The organism is Pseudolabrys sp., from assembly GCF_050250095.1.
GTDB lineage: Bacteria > Pseudomonadota > Alphaproteobacteria > Rhizobiales > Xanthobacteraceae > Pseudolabrys.
Window position 1 is genome coordinate 80,743 of record NZ_JBFWPH010000001.1, and the last position, 17,080, is coordinate 97,822.

The following is a 17,080-nucleotide window of genomic DNA, read 5'->3' on the forward strand; positions in this document are numbered from 1 at the left end:
CTACGCGGCCGTGGTCATCGCGGGCTTTGCCTCGCGTCCGCGCCAGATCTGATAGGCGACGAAGGCGCCGCAGCAGACGAAGCCGATCGGATCCGTCCAGGGGTATTCGAGGACCAGCAAGACCGCGGACAGGAAGGCGATGATGCGCTCCGGCCAGCCGACCGGCCGCAGGAAATAGCCGATCGCCGTCACGCCCCAGAGCGTCACCGCGATGACGGCCTTGACGATCATGTAGGCGGCCGCGAACGCGAAGCCGTAGGCCTCCACCCGCGTGCCGACCGGCTGCAGCATCAGTGCCGGCGAATAGACCGCCATGAACGGCACGATCCAGCCGGGCAGCGCGATCTTCACCGCGGTCCAGCCGATCTTGAACCCGCTCTCTTTGGCAATCGAGGCGGCGGCAAAGGCGGCAAGCGCCACCGGCGGGGTCAGGTCCGCCATGATGCCGAAATAGAAAACGAACATGTGCGAGACGATCAACGGCACGCCGAGATGAAGCAGCGCGGGCGCCGCGATCGACGAGGTGATGATGTAGTTCGGGATGGTCGGGATACCCATGCCGAGGATCAATGAGGTGATCGCGGTCAGGCACAGCGAGAGGAAGATCGAGTGCTCGCCGACCGAGACGATGACGCGGACGAAATTCGTCGCCGCGCCTGTCAGCGTCAGCGTCCCGATGATGGTGCCGACCAGCGCGCAGGCGACGCCGACCGGCAGCGCGTGGCGCGCGCCGTCGGCGAGGCTGTCGAGCGCAATCCTGAGCGTCGCCGGACCGCCCTTGACGAAGACGGTGACGGCCATCAGCGCCAGCACCATCGTGATCAGCAGCCACACGCCGTATTCGAAGAAGAACGCGGCCGAGATGCCGAGTACGATCCAGAACCCGACGCGCAGCACTTGCACGGGAATTGCTGCGACGATCGGATGGCTGAAGATGACCATCACGGTCAGGCCGAGGCCGACCGTGCCGGCGAACAGCGGCGTGTAGCCGGCGAACAGCAGCATCACCAGCGCCGCGAGCGGCATCAGCAGATACCAGTTCTTGACCAGCGCCTTGATTGGGTTCGGCGTCTGGTCCTTCGAGAGGCCCATCAGGCCGCGCTTGCCGGCTTCGAGATGCACCGCCCAGAAGGCGGAGTAGTAGTAGAGAACGGCGGGCACGATGGCCGCGATGCAGACGGTCGAATAGGGGACATTGATGGTCTCGGCCATGATGAAGGCGACCGCGCCCATGACCGGGGGCATGATCTGCCCGCCCATCGACGAGGTCGCCTCGACGGCGCCGGCGAAATAGGCCGGATAGCCGAAGCGCTTCATCAGCGGGATGGTGAACTGGCCGACAGTCACCACGTTGGCGATGCCGGAGCCGTTGATGGTGCCCATCAGGCCAGAGGAGATCACCGCCACCTTGGCAGGGCCGCCGCGCGCATGGCCGACCGTGCCCATGGCGATGTCGTTGAACAGGTTGATCATGCCGGCCTTCTCGAGGAAGGCGCCGAACAGGATGAACAGGAAAATGTAGGTCGAGGAGACGTAGACCGGGATGCCGTAGATGCCCTCGGTGCCGAGGAACATCTGGTCGACGACCTGGCCGAAATCGTAGCCGCGGGTGTTCAGCGGGCTCGGGAAGTACTGGCCGAACAACCCGTAGCTGAGGAAAATCGCGCAGATGATCGGCAGCATCGGGCCCATCATGCGACGGCCGGCCTCGAACACCATGACGACGACCACGACGCCGACGACGATATCGATCGTGTTCGGCTCGCCGGCGCGCAGGATGAGGTCTTCGTAGAACACCCAGTGATAGAGGCCGAGCACGAAGCCGAGAATGCCCAGCGCCCACAGGATGATCTTGGCGGTTTTGTTGTCGGTCACCGTCGAGGCGACGCCGAACACCATGACCATCAGGAAACCGACATGCACCGAGCGAACGATTTCGCTCGCGAGCGGGCTGAACATCGCTGTGAAGACCTGGAAGGCGGAGAAGGCGACGGCGATCCAGAACAGCGCGCGTCCTTCGGCGCTCTTGCTCCAGCCCTTGTCGAGTTGCGCTTCGGTTTTGGTCTGGCCGGGAATCGGCTGACCCGGTGCTTCGGCGACTTTCTCCACGTCGGTCATGGCCATGGACGCGATCCCCCTCGATCTCACGTTCACTTTATTATTCCGTGACGCCGTCATTCATGCGGCGGTCGGTTGGCGGCGGCTGCCGCCTGTCGGCAAGAAATTCACCGGGCCGGCGCTGAGGCGCCCGACCCGGTGGCAGTCGTTAAGACGGCGATGTGCAAGACTTCCGCCTTACATCACGCCTTTTTCTTTATAGAACTTGGCGGCGCCGGGATGCAGCGGCACCGGCGGGTTCTTGCCCGCGGCGTCAAGCTTGATCGCCTTGGCTGCGGCGTGCGCCGCCTGCATGGCCGACAGGTTGTCGAACAGGGTCTTCGTCATCTCGTAAACGACCTGCTCGGACAGGTTATCGCGGGTGACGAGATAGTTCGGAATCGCGACGGCGGGAACGTCCTTGTCGTTGCCGTTATAGGTGCCGCCCGGGATCGACGCCGCCTGATAGGGGGTGCCCATCTTCTCGACCACGGCCTTGGGAACCTCGACGATCACGCACTCGACCGAAGCGCAGAGGTCGCGGATCGCGGAGACGCCGAGACCGGCGGAGATCAGCGTCGCGTCGAGCTGGCGGTTCTTCATCAGTTCGACCGATTCATTGAACGGCAGATACTCGACCTTGCCGAGATCCTTGTAGCTCATGCCGGCCGCTTTCATGATGGCGCGGGCGTTGAGTTCGGTGCCCGACTTCGGCGCGCCGACCGACATGCGCTTGCCCTTGAGATCGGCCAGCGTCTTGATGCCCGAGCTTTTCAGCGCGGCGATCTGCACATAGTTCGGATAAATCGCGGCGACGGTGCGCAGCTTGCCGAGCTTCGCCTTGAAGCCGACTTCCGGATTGCCGGCCCATGCGTCGGCGAGCGAGTCGCCGAGCGTGAAGGCGATCTCGCCCTTGCCCTGCTGCAGCAGATTGAGGTTCTCGACCGAAGCCTTGGTCGACTGCACCGACGGCTTCACGTCCTTCATTTTCTCCGCGTAAATCTTCGATAGCGCCACGCCCAGCGGATAATAGACGCCACCGGTGCCCCCGGTCAGGATGTTGATGAACTGCTCGGCTTGCGCGGCAACCGGCGCCGACGCCACGGCCACCGCGAGTGCTCCGGCCGCGAGGCACGACAGGCGTGTTGGTTTATTCATGAGCAAAATCCTCCACATTTGTTCTTCCTGCTGGATTTGCAGGTCTATGGCCCATTCTACCGAGGGTTGGGACGGGGGCGAACAAAAAAAGGCGTCTCGCGTCACGCGAAACGGGGCAGGCCAGGGTGTCCCGAGCGTCGCGGTTAGCTGAAACTGCGCACCAGTGCGAGGCCGGCGAACAGTCCGCCGATCGACAGCGCCACCGACAGCGCCACGTAAAGTGCCGCGAGGCCGATGTCGCCGCGCTCGTAGAGCAGCGCGGCGTCGAGCGAGAAGGTCGAGAAGGTGGTGTAGCCGCCGAGAATTCCGGTGGTCAGGAACAGCTGGATGTGCTGCGGGACGTCGCTCTTGAAGGCGAAGGTCGCAACCAGCAGCCCCATCAGGAGCGAGCCGGTGACGTTCTCGAACAGCGTGGCGTAGGGGAATTGCGTGCCGAACAGACGCGCGAACATGAGGTTGAAGCCGTGGCGCAGCGCCGCGCCGACGCCGCCGCCGGCAAATACGATCAGAAATCCCATCGTGCTCTCCATCGCGGCCATGCGGCCGCTCACAGGGCCCGGACGCAGTCCGGGCGCGGGTTGAACGCGATAGAAGTCATCAGCCCTTGTGAAGCTATGGGCGGTTATCGGGGGAACCCCATCCCCATCGGCGGCGAACCTATCGGCGGGGGTGGGGAGGGTCAACGCGGGTTGTCCGCAATCCCGGAGCTTGATGCGGCTTTGCGGCGGATTGCAGTGACCGAAATGTTATAATATAACATATCCATGAACGCCCACGATCATTCCCACCACTCGGCGCACCATCACCACCACGCCGGCCACGTCCACCCGCCGGCCGCTGTCACGCCGTCGCTGCTGCGTTTGTCCGCAGCCGGCCGTCTCGCCATCGCCGCGGCGCTGATCGCGGTGATCTGGCTCGGCGTCGCCTGGGCGATCCGGGGGACGATGTCATGACTGCGCATCTCGTCTTCCGCGATCTGACGCTCGGTTACGACCGTCATCCGGCGGTGCATCATCTCGACGGCGCGGTTCAGGCCGGGTCGATGCTCGCCGTGGTCGGGCCGAACGGGGCGGGCAAGTCCACGCTGTTCAAGGGCATCGTCGGCGCGCTAAAGCCGCTCGCGGGCAGCCTCGAATTTGCCGGCGTTGCGCCGCGCGACATCGCCTATCTGCCGCAGGTTGCGGAGATCGACCGTTCGTTCCCGATCACCGTCTACGACATGGTGGCGATGGGGTTGTGGAAGACGACCGGCCTGTTCGGCGGCATCGGCGGCTCCGAACGTGCGGCGATTGAGCGCGCGCTGGCGTCGGTGGGTTTGACCGGCTTCGAGCAGCGCGCCATCGGCACGCTGTCGGGCGGACAGATGCAGCGGATGCTGTTCGCGCGGCTGCTGTTGCAGGACGCCCGCGTCATCGTGCTCGATGAGCCGTTCAACGCCATCGACGCCAAGACCGTCGCGGATCTGCTGGATGTGGTGCGGCGCTGGCACAGCGAAGAGCGCACCGTCATTGCCGCGATCCACGATCTTGAGCTGGTGAAAGCCAATTTCCCGCAGGCGCTGCTGCTTGCGCGCGAGCCGGTCGCCTGGGGCGCAACCGGCGACGTCCTCACCGGCGCCAATCTCCTGCGCGCGCGTCAGATGTGCGAGGCCTTCGACGACGAGGCGCGGGAATGCGCCGTGCCGGAGGCGGTGTGACGGTGAATTTCCTTCTCGCTCCCCTGCAGGATGATTCGGTGCGCCATTCCTTCGCGGCCGTGCTGGCGCTGGCGCTTGCCGCGGGGCCTGTCGGCGTGTTCCTGATGCTGCGTCGCATGAGCCTCGTGGGCGACGCGATGGCGCACGCGATCCTGCCCGGCGTCGCCATCGGCTTTCTCGCCGCCGGTCTCAGCGTTTTTGCGATGACCGTTGGCGGCGTTGTCGCCGGCATCGTCATCGCGCTGTTGTCCGGCGCCGTTAGCCGCGCGACGCAGTTGCAGGAAGATGCTTCGCTTGCGGTCTTTTTGCTGGTTTCGCTGGCGTTCGGCGTCGTCATCGTCACCGCCAACGGCATGGATATCGAGAAGCTGATGGAGTTTCTGTTCGGCGAGACGGCGGCCGCGATGAATGCCGAAAAGCTGTTGGTGATCGCGGTCAATTCGACCGTCAGCATCCTGGTGCTGGCGCTGATCTTCCGTCCGCTGGTGATCGACTGCGTCGATCCGACCTTCCTGCGCACCGTCAGCCGGGGCGGCGGGATCGCGCATCTGGCCTTCCTGATCGTGCTGGTGCTGAACCTCGTCAGCGGGTTCCACGCATTCGGGACCTTGCTCGGCGTATCCATCATCATCGTTCCGGCCGCCGCCGCGCGGTTCTGGACCCGCGATGTGACAAGGCTGGTGGCGCTGTCGTCGGTCACGGCGCTGCTGACCGGCTGGGCCGGGCTGCTTGTGTCGTTTTATGCCGATGTGCCGTCCGGGCCTGCGGTGACGCTGGCCGCCGGCGCGGTTTATCTCGTGTCGCTGCTGTTCGGGCCGGTCGGCGGTCTGTTGCCGCGCGCGTGGCCGCGGCGTCACCTCGAAGCCTGATCGATTCCAAACTGTTCAAATTGTCGCGCGGCATCACAATGCCGCGTGTGGGTTATGTCACCGTCGTATTGCATTACGCGGTCATCTTGCTCATAAGAAATCATTCAAATGACCGAGCGTGGCATGACCAAGTTTCGCCCTTCTGCAGACCTCGTTACCTCCACTCACACCGTCAGCCGCCGCGCCGTCCTCCTCGGGCTGCCGTTGTTCGTCGGCGGCTGCGTCACCGCGAATTACGGCGCGGTTCGCGACGGCGGCCAGCTCGTTCCGGCGGTCGATTTCCAGGTGCTGGATCCGGGCTTGCAGCGCACCGAGGTCGCCTGGCGCGGCAAGGAGAAGCCCGGCAGCATCGTTGTGCGCATCAGCGAGCGCAGGCTCTATCTGGTGCAGGATGGCGGCACCGCGCTTCGCTACGCGGTGGGCGTCGGCCGCTCCGAGGGCGTCAATTTCCGTGGCACCGCGACCATCGCCCGTAAGGAGGCTTGGCCGCACTGGACGCCGACCGAGAACATGATGCAGGCGATCCCGATGTATCGCCGCTATGCCGGCGGCATGGACGGCGGCATCGAGAACCCGCTCGGCGCCCGCGCTCTCTATCTCTACCGCGGCGGCCGCGACACCCATTTCCGCCTGCACGGTACCACCGAGCCGGACAGCATCGGCAAGGCCGTCTCGTCGGGCTGCATCCGCCTGTTCAATCAGGACATTATCGACCTCTACAACCGCGTCCCGGTGGGCACGCAGGTCACTGTCGTCTCCTGATTTAAAAGCGCTTTTCGGGCGGATCAGGCCACCCCGCGCGGGGGTTCCGTTTTGCGGGGGCGGTGAATATATCTGGGGCCGCTCCTGACAAGCACAGGCCCTGAAGTCCCATGCCCGACAAATCAACGTCCGACGCTCCCGCCTCCGAAAAAATCCCCGTCACCGTGCTCACCGGCTATCTCGGCGCCGGCAAGACCACGCTTCTCAACCGCATCCTCTCCGAGCCGCACGGCAAGAAGTTCGCCGTCATCGTCAACGAGTTCGGCGAGATCGGCATCGACAACGACCTCATCGTCGGGGCGGATGAGGAAGTGTTCGAGATGAACAATGGCTGCGTCTGCTGCACGGTGCGCGGCGATCTCGTGCGCATCATTCAGGGCCTGATGCGGCGCAAGGGCAAGTTCGACGGCATCATCGTCGAGACCACCGGCCTCGCGGACCCGGCGCCGGTCGCGCAGACCTTCTTCATGGACGAGCAGGTCGGCGAGCGCACCAAGCTCGACGCGGTGGTGACGGTGGCGGACGCCAAGTGGCTGCGCGATCGTCTCAAGGACGCGCCGGAAGCGAAGAACCAGATCGCCTTCGCCGACGTCATCCTCGTTAACAAGACCGATCTTGTCTCGAAGGACGAGCTGGAAGACGTCGAGGCGCGCATCCGCGGCATCAATCCTTACGCCAAGCTGCATCGCACGCAGAAGTCGCAGATCGCGATCGATCAGGTGCTCGGCCGCAATGCTTTCGACCTCGACCGCATTCTCGAAATCGAGCCGGAATTCCTGCACGCCGACGAGCACGGCCACGATCATCATCACGACCATGACCACCACCACGGTCACGACCATCATCACGGCCACGATCACAAGCACGGCCATCACCATCATGGCGGCGGCCTGAAGCACTATCACGACGAGGACATGCAGTCGGTCGCGCTGCGCACCGACAAGCCGCTCGCGCCCGACAAGTTCTTCCCGTGGATCCAGAATCTCACGCAGACCGAGGGACCGAACATCCTGCGTTCGAAAGGAATCCTGTCGTTCAAGGACGACAACGAGCGCTTCGTGTTCCAGGGCGTCCACATGATCCTCGACGGCGACCATCAGCGCGCCTGGAAGGACGGCGAGAAGCGCGAAAGCCGCGTCGTCTTCATCGGCCGCAATCTGCCGGAAGAGACGATCCGGCAGGGCTTCGAAGCCTGCATCGCCTGACGTGAGCGACATCCGCGACAACACCCCGTCGATCGCCGACACGCTGCGTCCGGTCGAAACCGGCGGCACCGTGGTCGGTGTGTGTTTCCTGAAGGACACGCCGGTCTTCGTGCTCGGCGAACAGGAACTGCTGTTCGCCGGCGAGGGCGGTGAGAAACGTCTCGCCGTGCATGATGGCGGCATTCTCTGCTTTGCCGGTGACGGCGAGCGGCTCGTCACCGGCGGCGACGACGGCAAGGTGATCGCGACGAAAGCCGACGGCACGCATGACGTGCTGTTCGCAGATCAAAAGCATCGCTGGATCGATCATGTCGCGCTCGGCGGCGACGGCGCGCTGGCGTGGTCGGCCGGCAAGACCGCCTTCGTTCGACCGAAAAAAGGTGACGACAAGACGCTCGATGCGCCATCGACCGTCGCGGGCCTCGCCTTCGCGCCGAAGGGTTTTCGCCTCGCCATCGCGCATTACAACGGCGTGACCCTGTGGTTCCCGAACGTGCAGGGCACGCCGGAGCGACTCGAATGGAAAGGCTCGCATCTCGGCGTCGCCTACAGCCCGGACGGCAAGTTTCTCATCACCGCGATGCAGGAGCCGATGCTGCATGGCTGGCGGCTGGTCGATGCCAAGCACATGCGCATGTCGGGCTATTCGGCGCGGGTGCGCTCGTTCGAATGGACGGCAGGCGGCAGGCAGCTTGCGACCTCCGGCTCCGAGCAACTCATCCTCTGGCCGTTCGAGGGCAAGGACGGCCCGATGGGTTCGCGTCCGTCGATGTGGGCGCCTTACGCGCAGCGCGTTGTCGCGGTGGCCTGCCATCCGCGCGAGCCGGTGATCGCGACCGGCTACGCCGATGGCCTCGTCTTGCTCGTCCATGCCGCCGACGGTCGTGAGATCGTCGCGCGCCATCCCGCCGGCGCTCCGGTCACGGCTTTGGCATGGAGCAAGTCCGGCGGCTCGCTTGCGGTCGGCGACGAGAATGGCAAAGCTGGCATCGTGACGTTCAAGCCTGTCTGAACGCCAGCTTAACGACCGCGACCATAATCGGCCCTAATGCATTCCTAGCTTTTCCGAAACGACGACGTGACCCCCGGCCGCGTCGAACTTGCTTCGGCCATTCCCGCCGGGATGGAGACTTTCAATGATTGCCACCCGCATGTGGGGGCGTTTCACGGCCATCGCATTGACGGCCGCCGCTCTCACCGCCGGAGCTCCGCTGCTGCCGTCTTCGGTTTCGCCGGTCGCGCCGGCGCAGGCGCAGTCGGTCGACGAATTTCGCGTCGCGCTCGAGTCCTACGGCTTCTGGCAGCAGAGCCCGCGCTTCGGTGAGGTCTGGGTGCCTTACGACAAGCCGCGTGGCTGGCGGCCTTACACGGTCGGCCGCTGGGTCTACACCGACGAGTGGGGCTGGTACTGGGTGTCCGATCCGGAGGAAGAGGATTGGGGCTGGATCACCTATCACTACGGCCGTTGGGTGCGTGAGCGCGGTCTCGGCTGGGTCTGGGTGCCGGGCGAGGAGTGGGCTCCGGCCTGGGTGAACTGGCGCAATGGCGACGACTATGTCGGCTGGGCGCCGCAGCCGCCGGACGAAGTGATCTACGAATATGACGAGGATCCGGGCTACTGGACCTTCATCGCGCCGCGCTTCCTGTTCGAGCCGCGGATGCGTCCGCACTACGTCTATGGCTCGCGCCATCGCGACATCTTCACCCGCACCGTGATCGTCAACCGTACCGTCTCGCTGCGTGAGCGCCGCTTCGCCGTCAATCCGGGCGTGGCGCCGAGCTTCTTCGCAAGCCGCGTTCGCCGCCCCGTGCCGACCTATCGCGTGCAGCCGCGCGTGCTCGGCAGTTCAGCCGGCATTGCGGGCGCGGTAACGACGCGGCCGACCGAATTCCGCGGCCGCCGCGGCGGCAACCGCAACGCGGCGCGGCCGCCTGTGGTCACCGTGACCCGCGCGGCCGTCGTACAGCCCGGCGCGGCGGCCGCCGCGCCTGGTCCGCAGGCCTTGCCGCGCGGCGAGCGTGGCCGGCTTGGGCCGCGTCCGCCGCAGGCGGCGCAGGGCACCACCATCGCGCCAGCCAACAACCGGCCGCGGCCGGCATCGCCGCCAACACCGGCGCCCGCGCAACCGCAGCAGCCGGGCAATCTCATCCCGCAGCCGCAGCAAGCGCCGCCGCCTGCCGCGCCGCAGTTGAATGCGCCGCGTCCGGGCGCAGCGACGCCGCCCGCTGCGCCTGCGTCGCCGCCGGGGCAACTGAACGCGCCGCGTCCGGTCGCGCCACCGCCGCCGGCCGCTGCACCATCGCCGCCGCCGGCGCAGTTGAATGCTCCGCCGCCTGCCGCGCGTCCGAACGGCCCGCCGCCTTCGGTCCGTCCCGCGCCGCCTCCGGCTGCGCGCCCGGCACCGCCGCCGGCTGCGCGGCCTGTGCCGCCGCCCGCGGCGCAGCCTGCGCCACCGCCTGCCGCGCGTCCTGCGCCCGCGCCGCAACTGAACGCACCGCCCGCGGCGCGTCCGGCTCCGCCGCCTGCCGCTCGCCCGGCCGCGCCACCCCCGGCTGCGCGACCCGCGCCGCCTCCGGCAGCGCGTCCGGCAGCACCGCCTCCGGCCGCGCGTCCGGCGCCTCCGCCGGCTGCACGTCCGGCTCCGCCTCCGGCTGCGCGTCCTGCGCCGCCGCCAGCGGCACGGCCTGCACCGCCGCCAGCGAGGAAGCCGCCGCCGAAGCCGGGCGAAAAGCCCGACGACAAGAAATAGCGGCGACCTTATCGCCACAAACGAAACGGGCGGCCGTCAGGCCGCCCGTGTCATTTGGAGAATGCGGTGACGTTCAGCGCACCAGCACGTTCTTGAATTGCCAGGGATCGCGCTCGTCGATGTCCTCGGCGAACAGGCCGGGCCGTCCGGTCAGCGGCGTCCAGTCGGTATAGAAGCCCTTCACTGGGCCGAGATAGGGCGACTGGATTTCCAGCAGCCGATGGAAATCCATCTCGTCGGTTTCGACGATGCCTTCATGTGGATGCTCGAGCGCCCAGACCATGCCGCCGATCACGGTGGACGTGACCTGCAAGGCGGTGGCGTTCTGGTATGGAGCCAGCTCGCGTGTTTCCTCGATCGAGAGCTGCGAGCCGAACCAGTAGGCATTCTTGCCGTGGCCGTAGAGCAGCACGCCAAGCTCGTCGATGCCGTCGACGATTTCGCTTTCCTCGAGAATGTGGTGCTTCTGCTGCATCTTGTTCGAGCCGAACGCCTCGTGCAGCGACAGCACCGCATCGTTGGCAGGGTGATAGGCGTAGTGGCAGGTCGGCCGGTAGATCGCCTTGCCTGAGGCGTCACGCACCGTGAAGTAGTCGGAGATCGAAATCGACTCGTTGTGGGTGACGAGAAATCCGTATTGCGCGCCGTGGGTCGGACACCACGTGCGCACCCGCGTGTTGCCCCCGGGCTGCATCAGATAGATCGCCGCGCCGGAGCCGGTCTCATGCGTATGAGCGTTCGGCGGCATCCAGTTTTCGTGCGTGCCCCATCCGAGTTCGGATGGCTGCATGCCTTCCGACAGGAAACCTTCGACCGACCAGGTGTTGACGAAAACGTCTGCCGGTTTCGGATTTTTGCTGCGCTGGGTGTCGCGCTCCGCGATGTGGATGCCCTTGACGCCAGCGTGCCGCATCAGATCGGCCCATTCGGCTTTCGTCTTCGGCTCCGGCACGTTGAGCTTGAGGTCCGAGGCGATGTTGATCAGCGCCTGTTTGGCGAAGAAGGAGACCATGCCGGGATTGGCGCCGCAACACGACACCGCCGTCATCGAGCCGGGCTTGCGGGCGCGCTTCGCGGCCAGCGTCGTCTCGCGCAAAGCGTAGTTCGAGCGGGCGGCTACGTCCTTCGTATTGTCGAAATAGAAGCCGAGCCAAGGTTCGTTGACGGTGTCGATGTAAAGCGCGCCGAGTTCGTTGCAGAGCTCCATGATGTCGACCGAGCCGGTATCCACCGACAGGTTGACGCAGAAGCCCTGGCCGCCGCCTTCGGTGAGCAAAGGCGTCAGCAACTCGCGATAATTGTCCCTGGTCAGGCCTTGCTGGATGAAGCGGACGCCGTGCTTTTCGCAATGCGCCTTGCGGCCCTCATCCTTGGGATCGAGAACTGTGACGCGCTTCTTGTCGTAGTCGAAATGGCGCTCGATCAAAGGCAGCGTGCCCTTGCCGATCGAGCCGAAACCGACCATCACGATCGGGCCGCTGATCTTCGCGTGGACCGGCCACTTAGCCATCATCAATCTCCTCAGCCCGCCACTGACGGGTTTAGCGTTGCCGTCGCGGCAACGGAATAGCTGCCGTACAGATTCCCGCACGGCAGCGGCGACTTGTGGATAGGCTACGCGGCGCGCGGGATGAGGCGGGGACGGCGCGCGAGCGCGCCAAGGCCGGCCAGCGCCGGCAGCGGGATGCGCCGGCCGGTGGCGCGGAAGGCGCCGATGGCGCCGTCGAGCGCGCCGGCTTTGAGTTCGCAGGCGAGCAGCCGCGCCGGGTCGCAGGCCGCGGCAAGGTGCAGCGCGCCGGTCTTCGCGACGGAGAAGCCGAAGCGGCCGTAGTAGTCCGCGTCGCCGACCAGGATGACGGCGCCGTGGCCGCGCCGCGCGGCCTCGCCAAGCGCGCGCTTCATCAGGGCGGCGCCGATGCCGCGGTTGCGCGCGCCGGGGTGGACCGCGAGCGGGCCGAGCAGCAGCGCGTCGCGGCCGCCGGCGCGCACGTTCCACAGCCGCACGGTGCCGAGCATTTTGCCGCGCTCGAGCGCGACCAGCGCCAGCCCTTCGGCCGGCAGCCGGCCCCGGCGGAGCTTCGCGGAGGGCTTGGTGTGGCGGATGTCGCCATAGGCGACGTCGAGCAGCGCCTCGCGGGCTGCCTCGTCGACCGGCCGTTCAGTTCGAATCGTGATCATGGCGCAGTTTTCCCCGCCCGGGTCACGGGCGTTGTCAGTCCGACTGGGGGGTGACGGGATGGGAGCCGGCGGACCGGCTCCCCGCGATGTCAGATGTGATACGTCTTCAGCGGCGGGAAGCCATTGAAGCACACCGCCGAGTAGGTCGACGTATAGGCGCCCGTGCCTTCGATCAGCAGCTTGTCGCCGATCTCGAGGCTCACCGGGAGCGGGTACGGCGTCTTCTCGTAGAGGACGTCCGCCGAGTCGCAGGTCGGGCCGGCGAGCACGCACGGGGCCATCGCGTCACCGTCCCGCGGGGTGCGGATCGGATAACGGATCGACTCGTCCATCGTCTCGGCGAGACCGCCGAACTTGCCGATGTCGAGATAGACCCAGCGCACGTCGTCTTCCTCGCTCTTCTTCGACACGAGCACGACTTCCGCCTCGATGATGCCTGCGCCGCCGACCATGCCGCGGCCCGGCTCGATGATCGTCTCCGGGATGCGGTTGCCGAAGTGCTTGCGCAGCGCCTTGAAGATGGCGTTGCCGTAGGTCTTCACCGACGGAACGTTCTTCAGGTACTTGGTCGGGAAGCCGCCGCCGAGGTTGACCATCGACAGGTTCATGCCGCGCTCGCCGCACTCCTTGAACACGGCCGCCGCGGAGGCGAGGGCACGGTCCCAGGCATGCTGGTTGCGCTGCTGCGAACCGACATGGAACGACACGCCGTACGGCTCCAGGCCCTGACGCAGGGCATGTTCCAGCACGTCGACCGCCATGGCCGGCTCGCAGCCGAACTTCCGCGACAGCGGCCATTCGGCGCCGACGCAGTCGGACAGGATGCGGCAGAACACGCGGCTGCCGGGGGCGGAGCGGGCGATCTTGTCGACCTCTTCCTTGCAGTCGACCGCGAAGAGGCGGATGCCCAGCGCGTAGGCGCGGGCGACGTCACGCTCCTTCTTGATCGTGTTGCCGTAGGAAATGCGGTCGGGCGTCGCGCCGGCGGCCAAAGCCATCTCGATCTCCGCCACCGAAGCGGTGTCGAAGCACGAGCCGAGGCCGGCCAGCAGGGCAAGCACCTCCGGCGCCGGGTTCGCCTTCACCGCGTAGAAGACGCGGGTGTCGGGCAAAGCCTTCGCAAAGGTGGTGTAGTTGTCACGGACGACGTCGAGGTCGACGACGAGGCACGGTCCATCCTCGCGACGCTGACGCAGGAATTCGCGAATGCGCTCGGTCATGGGCGCAATTCCCCAAGCTGCCGGGGTGATTTAAACCCCGTATGATGCGGCTTCCGAGTTCGCCACAGCGCGCTTTGGGGACGCGCATGCGGGGTACAACTCGTGGACCCGCTGTGCTGCCTTGGATTGGAATGGGGGAAACCCCGTTCCGCACGGCCGGCAAGGATGAACAAGCCTCTACGGTAACCCGCGCCGGTGGTGGAGGCCGGCAGAGACCAGAGAAGCCCGATCGTCGTTGCTTTAAGACGCGTCCCCTGCTGAGAGCAGGGTTTGCCGGTTTCGCCTCCGGCTGCCGGTCAGAATTCTTGGAGAGACTTTGGCTTCTCTCTCCAGGCGGCTGGCGGGCCTCTTGTCCCGCTACCTACCGACCGACACACGTCCACAGGCACGTGCGAATTTGGGCAAGGCGAGAGATAGTCGCTTTGCACGCGGATGCAAGAAAAAAATTTCGGATTTGCAAAATCATTCTTAACTTTCCCCACGTGGTGCGTCGTTCGCGTCACGCTCTCGGGCGGCGCGCGTGCCTCGTGTGGCGACGATGTGGCGGGTAAGGCGACAACATGACGGGCAGAAGGCGCGCGCCGGCGCCGCTCGCGCCAAGCGTTAACGCCGCCGGCGTGTCGCGGCGGCGTGAAAGTTAGACCGGATTGACGGGGCTTTTTGGCTCGCGGCGGACGCCGCAGTTACTCGGTGAAGGGCTCGATGCGCTGCGCGTTGCGCACGAAACGCACCATCACCAGGAGGCCGCAGAGCATCAGCACGACGTCGAGCACGCGCGCCACGGTGCTGCCGAGTTCGAGCAGCGTGGCGATCGCCCAGGAGCTGGCGAAGGCGGCGCCGAACACCTCGGCGCCGATCAGGATGGCGGCGCTGATCACCGTGCTGACGTTCAGCCAGTGGATCCGGCGCGGCTTCCGGGCGGTGGCGTTCATCGGTCGATCCTTGTTGGCGAGCCTTGCTCGGCCTCTGGCTTGCGGTCGGCGCGCCCGGGGGCTACCCCTCGGGCGCCGGCAATCTCCCTGAAACTTCTGCCGTAATCAAGGCATAAAGGCGCTCCGCATGACCTCCACCGGGCAGCCCGCGACCCCGTTAACCGCCGACTGGACCGGCCCGTTCGGCCTGCCGGACTTCGCCGCGGCGACGCCGGAGCAGTTCGGCCCGGCCTTCGACACCGCGCTGAAGGCGCACAAGGCCGAGATCGCGGCGATCGCCGGCAATCCTGACGCGCCGACCTTCGACAACACCGTCGCCGCGTTGGAGCGTGCCGGGCGGACGCTCGACCGGGTCTCCGCGCTGTTCTGGGTGCTGGCCGGGGCGGACACCTCGGACGCCATCGAGGCGGTCGAGCGCGACGTCTCGCCGCTGCTCGCCCGGCATTCGAACGAGCTTTATCTGAATGCCGCCCTGTTCACCCGGATCGACAGCCTCTGGCAGCGCCGGGCGAGCCTCGGCCTCGACGCCGAGCAGGCGCGGGCGCTGGAGCGCCACCACACCCGCTTCGTCCGCGCCGGCGCGGCGCTCGACAAGCCGGCGCAGCAGCGGCTTGCCGCCATCACCGAGCGGCTGGCGAGCCTCGGCACCACCTTCGGGCAGAACGTGCTGGCCGACGAGAAGGCCTATGCGCTGATCCTGGAAGAGGGCGACCTCGCCGGCCTGCCGGACTTCGCCCGCGCCGCCGCGCGCGCGGCGGCGCAAGAGCGCGGCCACCCCGGCCAATACGCCGTCACGCTGGCGCGGTCCTCGATCGAGACCTTCCTGCAGTTCTCCGCCCGCCGCGACCTTCGCGAGAAGGCCTTCGCCGCCTGGATCGGCCGCGGCGAGTCCGGCGGGCCGACCGACAACCGCGCGGTGGTCGCCGAGATCGTCCGGCTGCGCGCCGAGCGCGCGGCGCTGATGGGCTACCCGACCTATGCCGACTACCGGCTCGACGACCAGATGGCGAAGACGCCGAAGGCGGCCCGCGACCTCTTGATGGAGGTGTGGAGCCGCGCCCGCGCCCGCGCCGGGACCGAGCGCGACGAGCTGCAGACGCTGATCGCCGCCGAGGGCGGCAATTTCGCGCTGGCGCCGTGGGACTGGCGCTACTACGCCGAGAAGCTGCGCAAGCAGCGCTACGACCTCGACGAGGCGGAGCTGAAGCCCTACCTCGTGCTCGACAACATGATCGCCGCCGCCTTCGAGACGGCGCACCGGCTGTTCGGGCTGACCTTCACCGCGGCCAATGTGCCGCTCTATCACCCCGACGCGCGCGCCTGGGAGGTGAAGGACGCCTCCGGCCGGCATGTCGGGCTGTTCGTCGGCGATTATTTCGCGCGCGCCTCCAAGCATTCCGGCGCGTGGATGACCTCGCTGCGCGACCAGGAGAAGCTGATCGGCGATGTGCGCCCGATCATCCTCAACGTCTGCAACTTCTCGAAGCCGGCCGCCGGCGAACCGGCGCTGTTGTCGTTTGAGGACGCGCGCACGCTGTTCCACGAGTTCGGCCACGGGTTGCACGGCCTGTTGTCCGACGTGACCTACCCCTCGCTCGCCGGCACGGCGGTCTCCAGCGATTTCGTCGAACTGCCGTCGCAGCTTTACGAGCACTGGCTGGAGACGCCGGAAATCCTGACGAAGCACGCGCGGCACTATCGCAGCGGGGAGGCGATGCCGCCGGCCTTGCTCGACAAGGTGCTGAAAAGCCGCACCTTTAATCAGGGGTTTGCGACGGTCGAATACACTGCCTGCGCGCTGGTCGATCTCGACTTCCATGCCTTGCGCGAGCCGGGCGATCTCGATCCCATCCAGTTCGAGAAGGACAGCCTCAGCGCCATCCGGATGCCGGCCGAGATCGCGATGCGCCACCGCACGCCGCATTTCCAGCACCTGTTTTCCGGCGGCGGCTACGCGGCGGGCTACTACTCCTACATGTGGTCGGAGGTGCTCGACGCCGACGCCTTCGAGGCGTTCAGGGAGACCGGCGACGTGTTCGACCCGGCGACCGCGAAGCGCCTGCGCGACTATATCTACTCGGCCGGCAACCTGCGCGACCCGGCCGAGGCCTACAAGGCGTTCCGCGGCCGGCTGCCGGCGGTCGATGCGCTGCTGAAGAAGCGGGGGCTCGATGTCCCGCTTGCCGGCACGGCGGCGGTGTAGCAAACAATTC

At 66.5% G+C, this 17,080-nt stretch carries 15 protein-coding genes and 1 riboswitch; of the genes, 8 read left to right on the forward strand and 7 right to left on the reverse strand.

Features of this window, described 5'->3' with window-relative positions:
* From AB7F10_RS00400 to crcB, 3 genes are all read right to left on the reverse strand, one after another.
* Positions 1-2,118, reverse strand: coding sequence for a TRAP transporter permease (locus tag AB7F10_RS00400; protein WP_428558418.1), 2,118 nt, complete (start codon positions 2,116-2,118; stop codon positions 1-3).
* A 177-nt stretch (positions 2,119-2,295) separates the two neighbouring features.
* The gene (locus AB7F10_RS00405) at positions 2,296-3,255 is read right to left on the reverse strand and encodes a TAXI family TRAP transporter solute-binding subunit (protein WP_428558304.1); all 960 of its coding nucleotides are present in this window, start codon (positions 3,253-3,255) and stop codon (positions 2,296-2,298) included.
* 143 nt (positions 3,256-3,398) lie between these two features.
* On the reverse strand, positions 3,399-3,773 hold the full coding sequence (crcB, locus tag AB7F10_RS00410; protein ID WP_428558303.1) for a fluoride efflux transporter CrcB: 375 nt from the start codon (positions 3,771-3,773) through the stop codon (positions 3,399-3,401).
* Positions 3,774-3,836: 63 nt separating this feature from the next.
* Positions 3,837-3,908, reverse strand: a riboswitch (Fluoride riboswitch).
* A 111-nt stretch (positions 3,909-4,019) separates the two neighbouring features.
* Between crcB and AB7F10_RS00415 the strand changes: the two genes are divergently transcribed.
* The 7 genes from AB7F10_RS00415 (at position 4,020) to AB7F10_RS00445 (ending at position 10,537) form a co-directional block, all read left to right on the forward strand.
* Positions 4,020-4,208, forward strand: coding sequence for a hypothetical protein (locus AB7F10_RS00415; protein WP_428558301.1), 189 nt, complete (start codon positions 4,020-4,022; stop codon positions 4,206-4,208).
* Positions 4,205-4,951 carry a metal ABC transporter ATP-binding protein gene (locus AB7F10_RS00420; protein WP_428558300.1) on the forward strand — a complete coding sequence of 249 codons (747 nt, stop codon included), beginning with the start codon at positions 4,205-4,207 and terminating at the stop codon, positions 4,949-4,951. The genes AB7F10_RS00415 and AB7F10_RS00420 overlap by 4 nt, the downstream gene beginning before the upstream one ends.
* A complete protein-coding gene (locus AB7F10_RS00425) occupies positions 4,948-5,820 on the forward strand; it encodes a metal ABC transporter permease (protein WP_428558417.1) in 873 nt (290 codons plus the stop codon). The genes AB7F10_RS00420 and AB7F10_RS00425 overlap by 4 nt, the downstream gene beginning before the upstream one ends.
* A gap of 123 nt (positions 5,821-5,943) precedes the next feature.
* Complete coding sequence (locus AB7F10_RS00430; protein WP_428558299.1) at positions 5,944-6,582, forward strand: L,D-transpeptidase; 639 nt, start codon at positions 5,944-5,946, stop codon at positions 6,580-6,582.
* Positions 6,583-6,692: 110 nt separating this feature from the next.
* Positions 6,693-7,787, forward strand: coding sequence for a CobW family GTP-binding protein (locus tag AB7F10_RS00435; RefSeq protein ID WP_428558298.1), 1,095 nt, complete (start codon positions 6,693-6,695; stop codon positions 7,785-7,787).
* Position 7,788: 1 nt separating this feature from the next.
* Positions 7,789-8,799: a WD40 repeat domain-containing protein gene (locus tag AB7F10_RS00440; RefSeq protein ID WP_428558297.1), complete on the forward strand. Its 1,011-nt coding sequence runs from the start codon at positions 7,789-7,791 to the stop codon at positions 8,797-8,799.
* A 124-nt stretch (positions 8,800-8,923) separates the two neighbouring features.
* Positions 8,924-10,537: a DUF6600 domain-containing protein gene (locus AB7F10_RS00445; protein WP_428558296.1), complete on the forward strand. Its 1,614-nt coding sequence runs from the start codon at positions 8,924-8,926 to the stop codon at positions 10,535-10,537.
* Between the two features lie 73 nt (positions 10,538-10,610).
* Here the strand turns inward: AB7F10_RS00445 and AB7F10_RS00450 are convergent, their stop codons facing one another.
* The 4 genes from AB7F10_RS00450 to AB7F10_RS00465 all read right to left on the reverse strand — a co-directional run bounded on the left by AB7F10_RS00450 (position 10,611) and on the right by AB7F10_RS00465 (position 14,867).
* A complete protein-coding gene (locus tag AB7F10_RS00450; protein WP_428558295.1) occupies positions 10,611-12,047 on the reverse strand; it encodes a homospermidine synthase in 1,437 nt (478 codons plus the stop codon).
* A gap of 104 nt (positions 12,048-12,151) precedes the next feature.
* The gene (locus tag AB7F10_RS00455; protein ID WP_428558294.1) at positions 12,152-12,715 is read right to left on the reverse strand and encodes a GNAT family N-acetyltransferase; all 564 of its coding nucleotides are present in this window, start codon (positions 12,713-12,715) and stop codon (positions 12,152-12,154) included.
* 89 nt (positions 12,716-12,804) lie between these two features.
* Entirely contained in the window at positions 12,805-13,935 is a 1,131-nt protein-coding gene (locus AB7F10_RS00460; protein WP_428558292.1) for a type III PLP-dependent enzyme, read from the reverse strand.
* A 683-nt stretch (positions 13,936-14,618) separates the two neighbouring features.
* Positions 14,619-14,867, reverse strand: coding sequence for a hypothetical protein (locus AB7F10_RS00465; RefSeq protein WP_428558291.1), 249 nt, complete (start codon positions 14,865-14,867; stop codon positions 14,619-14,621).
* 127 nt (positions 14,868-14,994) lie between these two features.
* On the opposite strand from AB7F10_RS00465, the gene AB7F10_RS00470 reads away from it, so the two are divergent.
* Positions 14,995-17,070, forward strand: a complete 2,076-nt coding sequence (locus AB7F10_RS00470) for a M3 family metallopeptidase (RefSeq protein WP_428558290.1) — start codon at positions 14,995-14,997, stop codon at positions 17,068-17,070.
* Positions 17,071-17,080 lie beyond the last annotated feature (10 nt).

What these genes read in the sequence shown, in the direction of transcription:
- AB7F10_RS00450 (WP_428558295.1), bottom strand. Translation starts at nt 12,047, where the DNA reads ATGGCTAAGTGGCCGGTCCACGCGAAGATCAGCGGCCCGATCGTGATG.
- AB7F10_RS00460 (WP_428558292.1), bottom strand. Translation starts at nt 13,935, where the DNA reads ATGACCGAGCGCATTCGCGAATTCCTGCGTCAGCGTCGCGAGGATGGA.
- AB7F10_RS00430 (WP_428558299.1), top strand. Translation starts at nt 5,944, where the DNA reads ATGACCAAGTTTCGCCCTTCTGCAGACCTCGTTACCTCCACTCACACC.
- AB7F10_RS00400 (WP_428558418.1), bottom strand. Translation starts at nt 2,118, where the DNA reads ATGACCGACGTGGAGAAAGTCGCCGAAGCACCGGGTCAGCCGATTCCC.
- AB7F10_RS00435 (WP_428558298.1), top strand. Translation starts at nt 6,693, where the DNA reads ATGCCCGACAAATCAACGTCCGACGCTCCCGCCTCCGAAAAAATCCCC.
- AB7F10_RS00420 (WP_428558300.1), top strand. Translation starts at nt 4,205, where the DNA reads ATGACTGCGCATCTCGTCTTCCGCGATCTGACGCTCGGTTACGACCGT.
- crcB (WP_428558303.1), bottom strand. Translation starts at nt 3,773, where the DNA reads ATGGGATTTCTGATCGTATTTGCCGGCGGCGGCGTCGGCGCGGCGCTG.
- AB7F10_RS00455 (WP_428558294.1), bottom strand. Translation starts at nt 12,715, where the DNA reads ATGATCACGATTCGAACTGAACGGCCGGTCGACGAGGCAGCCCGCGAG.
- AB7F10_RS00470 (WP_428558290.1), top strand. Translation starts at nt 14,995, where the DNA reads ATGACCTCCACCGGGCAGCCCGCGACCCCGTTAACCGCCGACTGGACC.
- AB7F10_RS00405 (WP_428558304.1), bottom strand. Translation starts at nt 3,255, where the DNA reads ATGAATAAACCAACACGCCTGTCGTGCCTCGCGGCCGGAGCACTCGCG.
- AB7F10_RS00445 (WP_428558296.1), top strand. Translation starts at nt 8,924, where the DNA reads ATGATTGCCACCCGCATGTGGGGGCGTTTCACGGCCATCGCATTGACG.
- AB7F10_RS00465 (WP_428558291.1), bottom strand. Translation starts at nt 14,867, where the DNA reads ATGAACGCCACCGCCCGGAAGCCGCGCCGGATCCACTGGCTGAACGTC.
- AB7F10_RS00415 (WP_428558301.1), top strand. Translation starts at nt 4,020, where the DNA reads ATGAACGCCCACGATCATTCCCACCACTCGGCGCACCATCACCACCAC.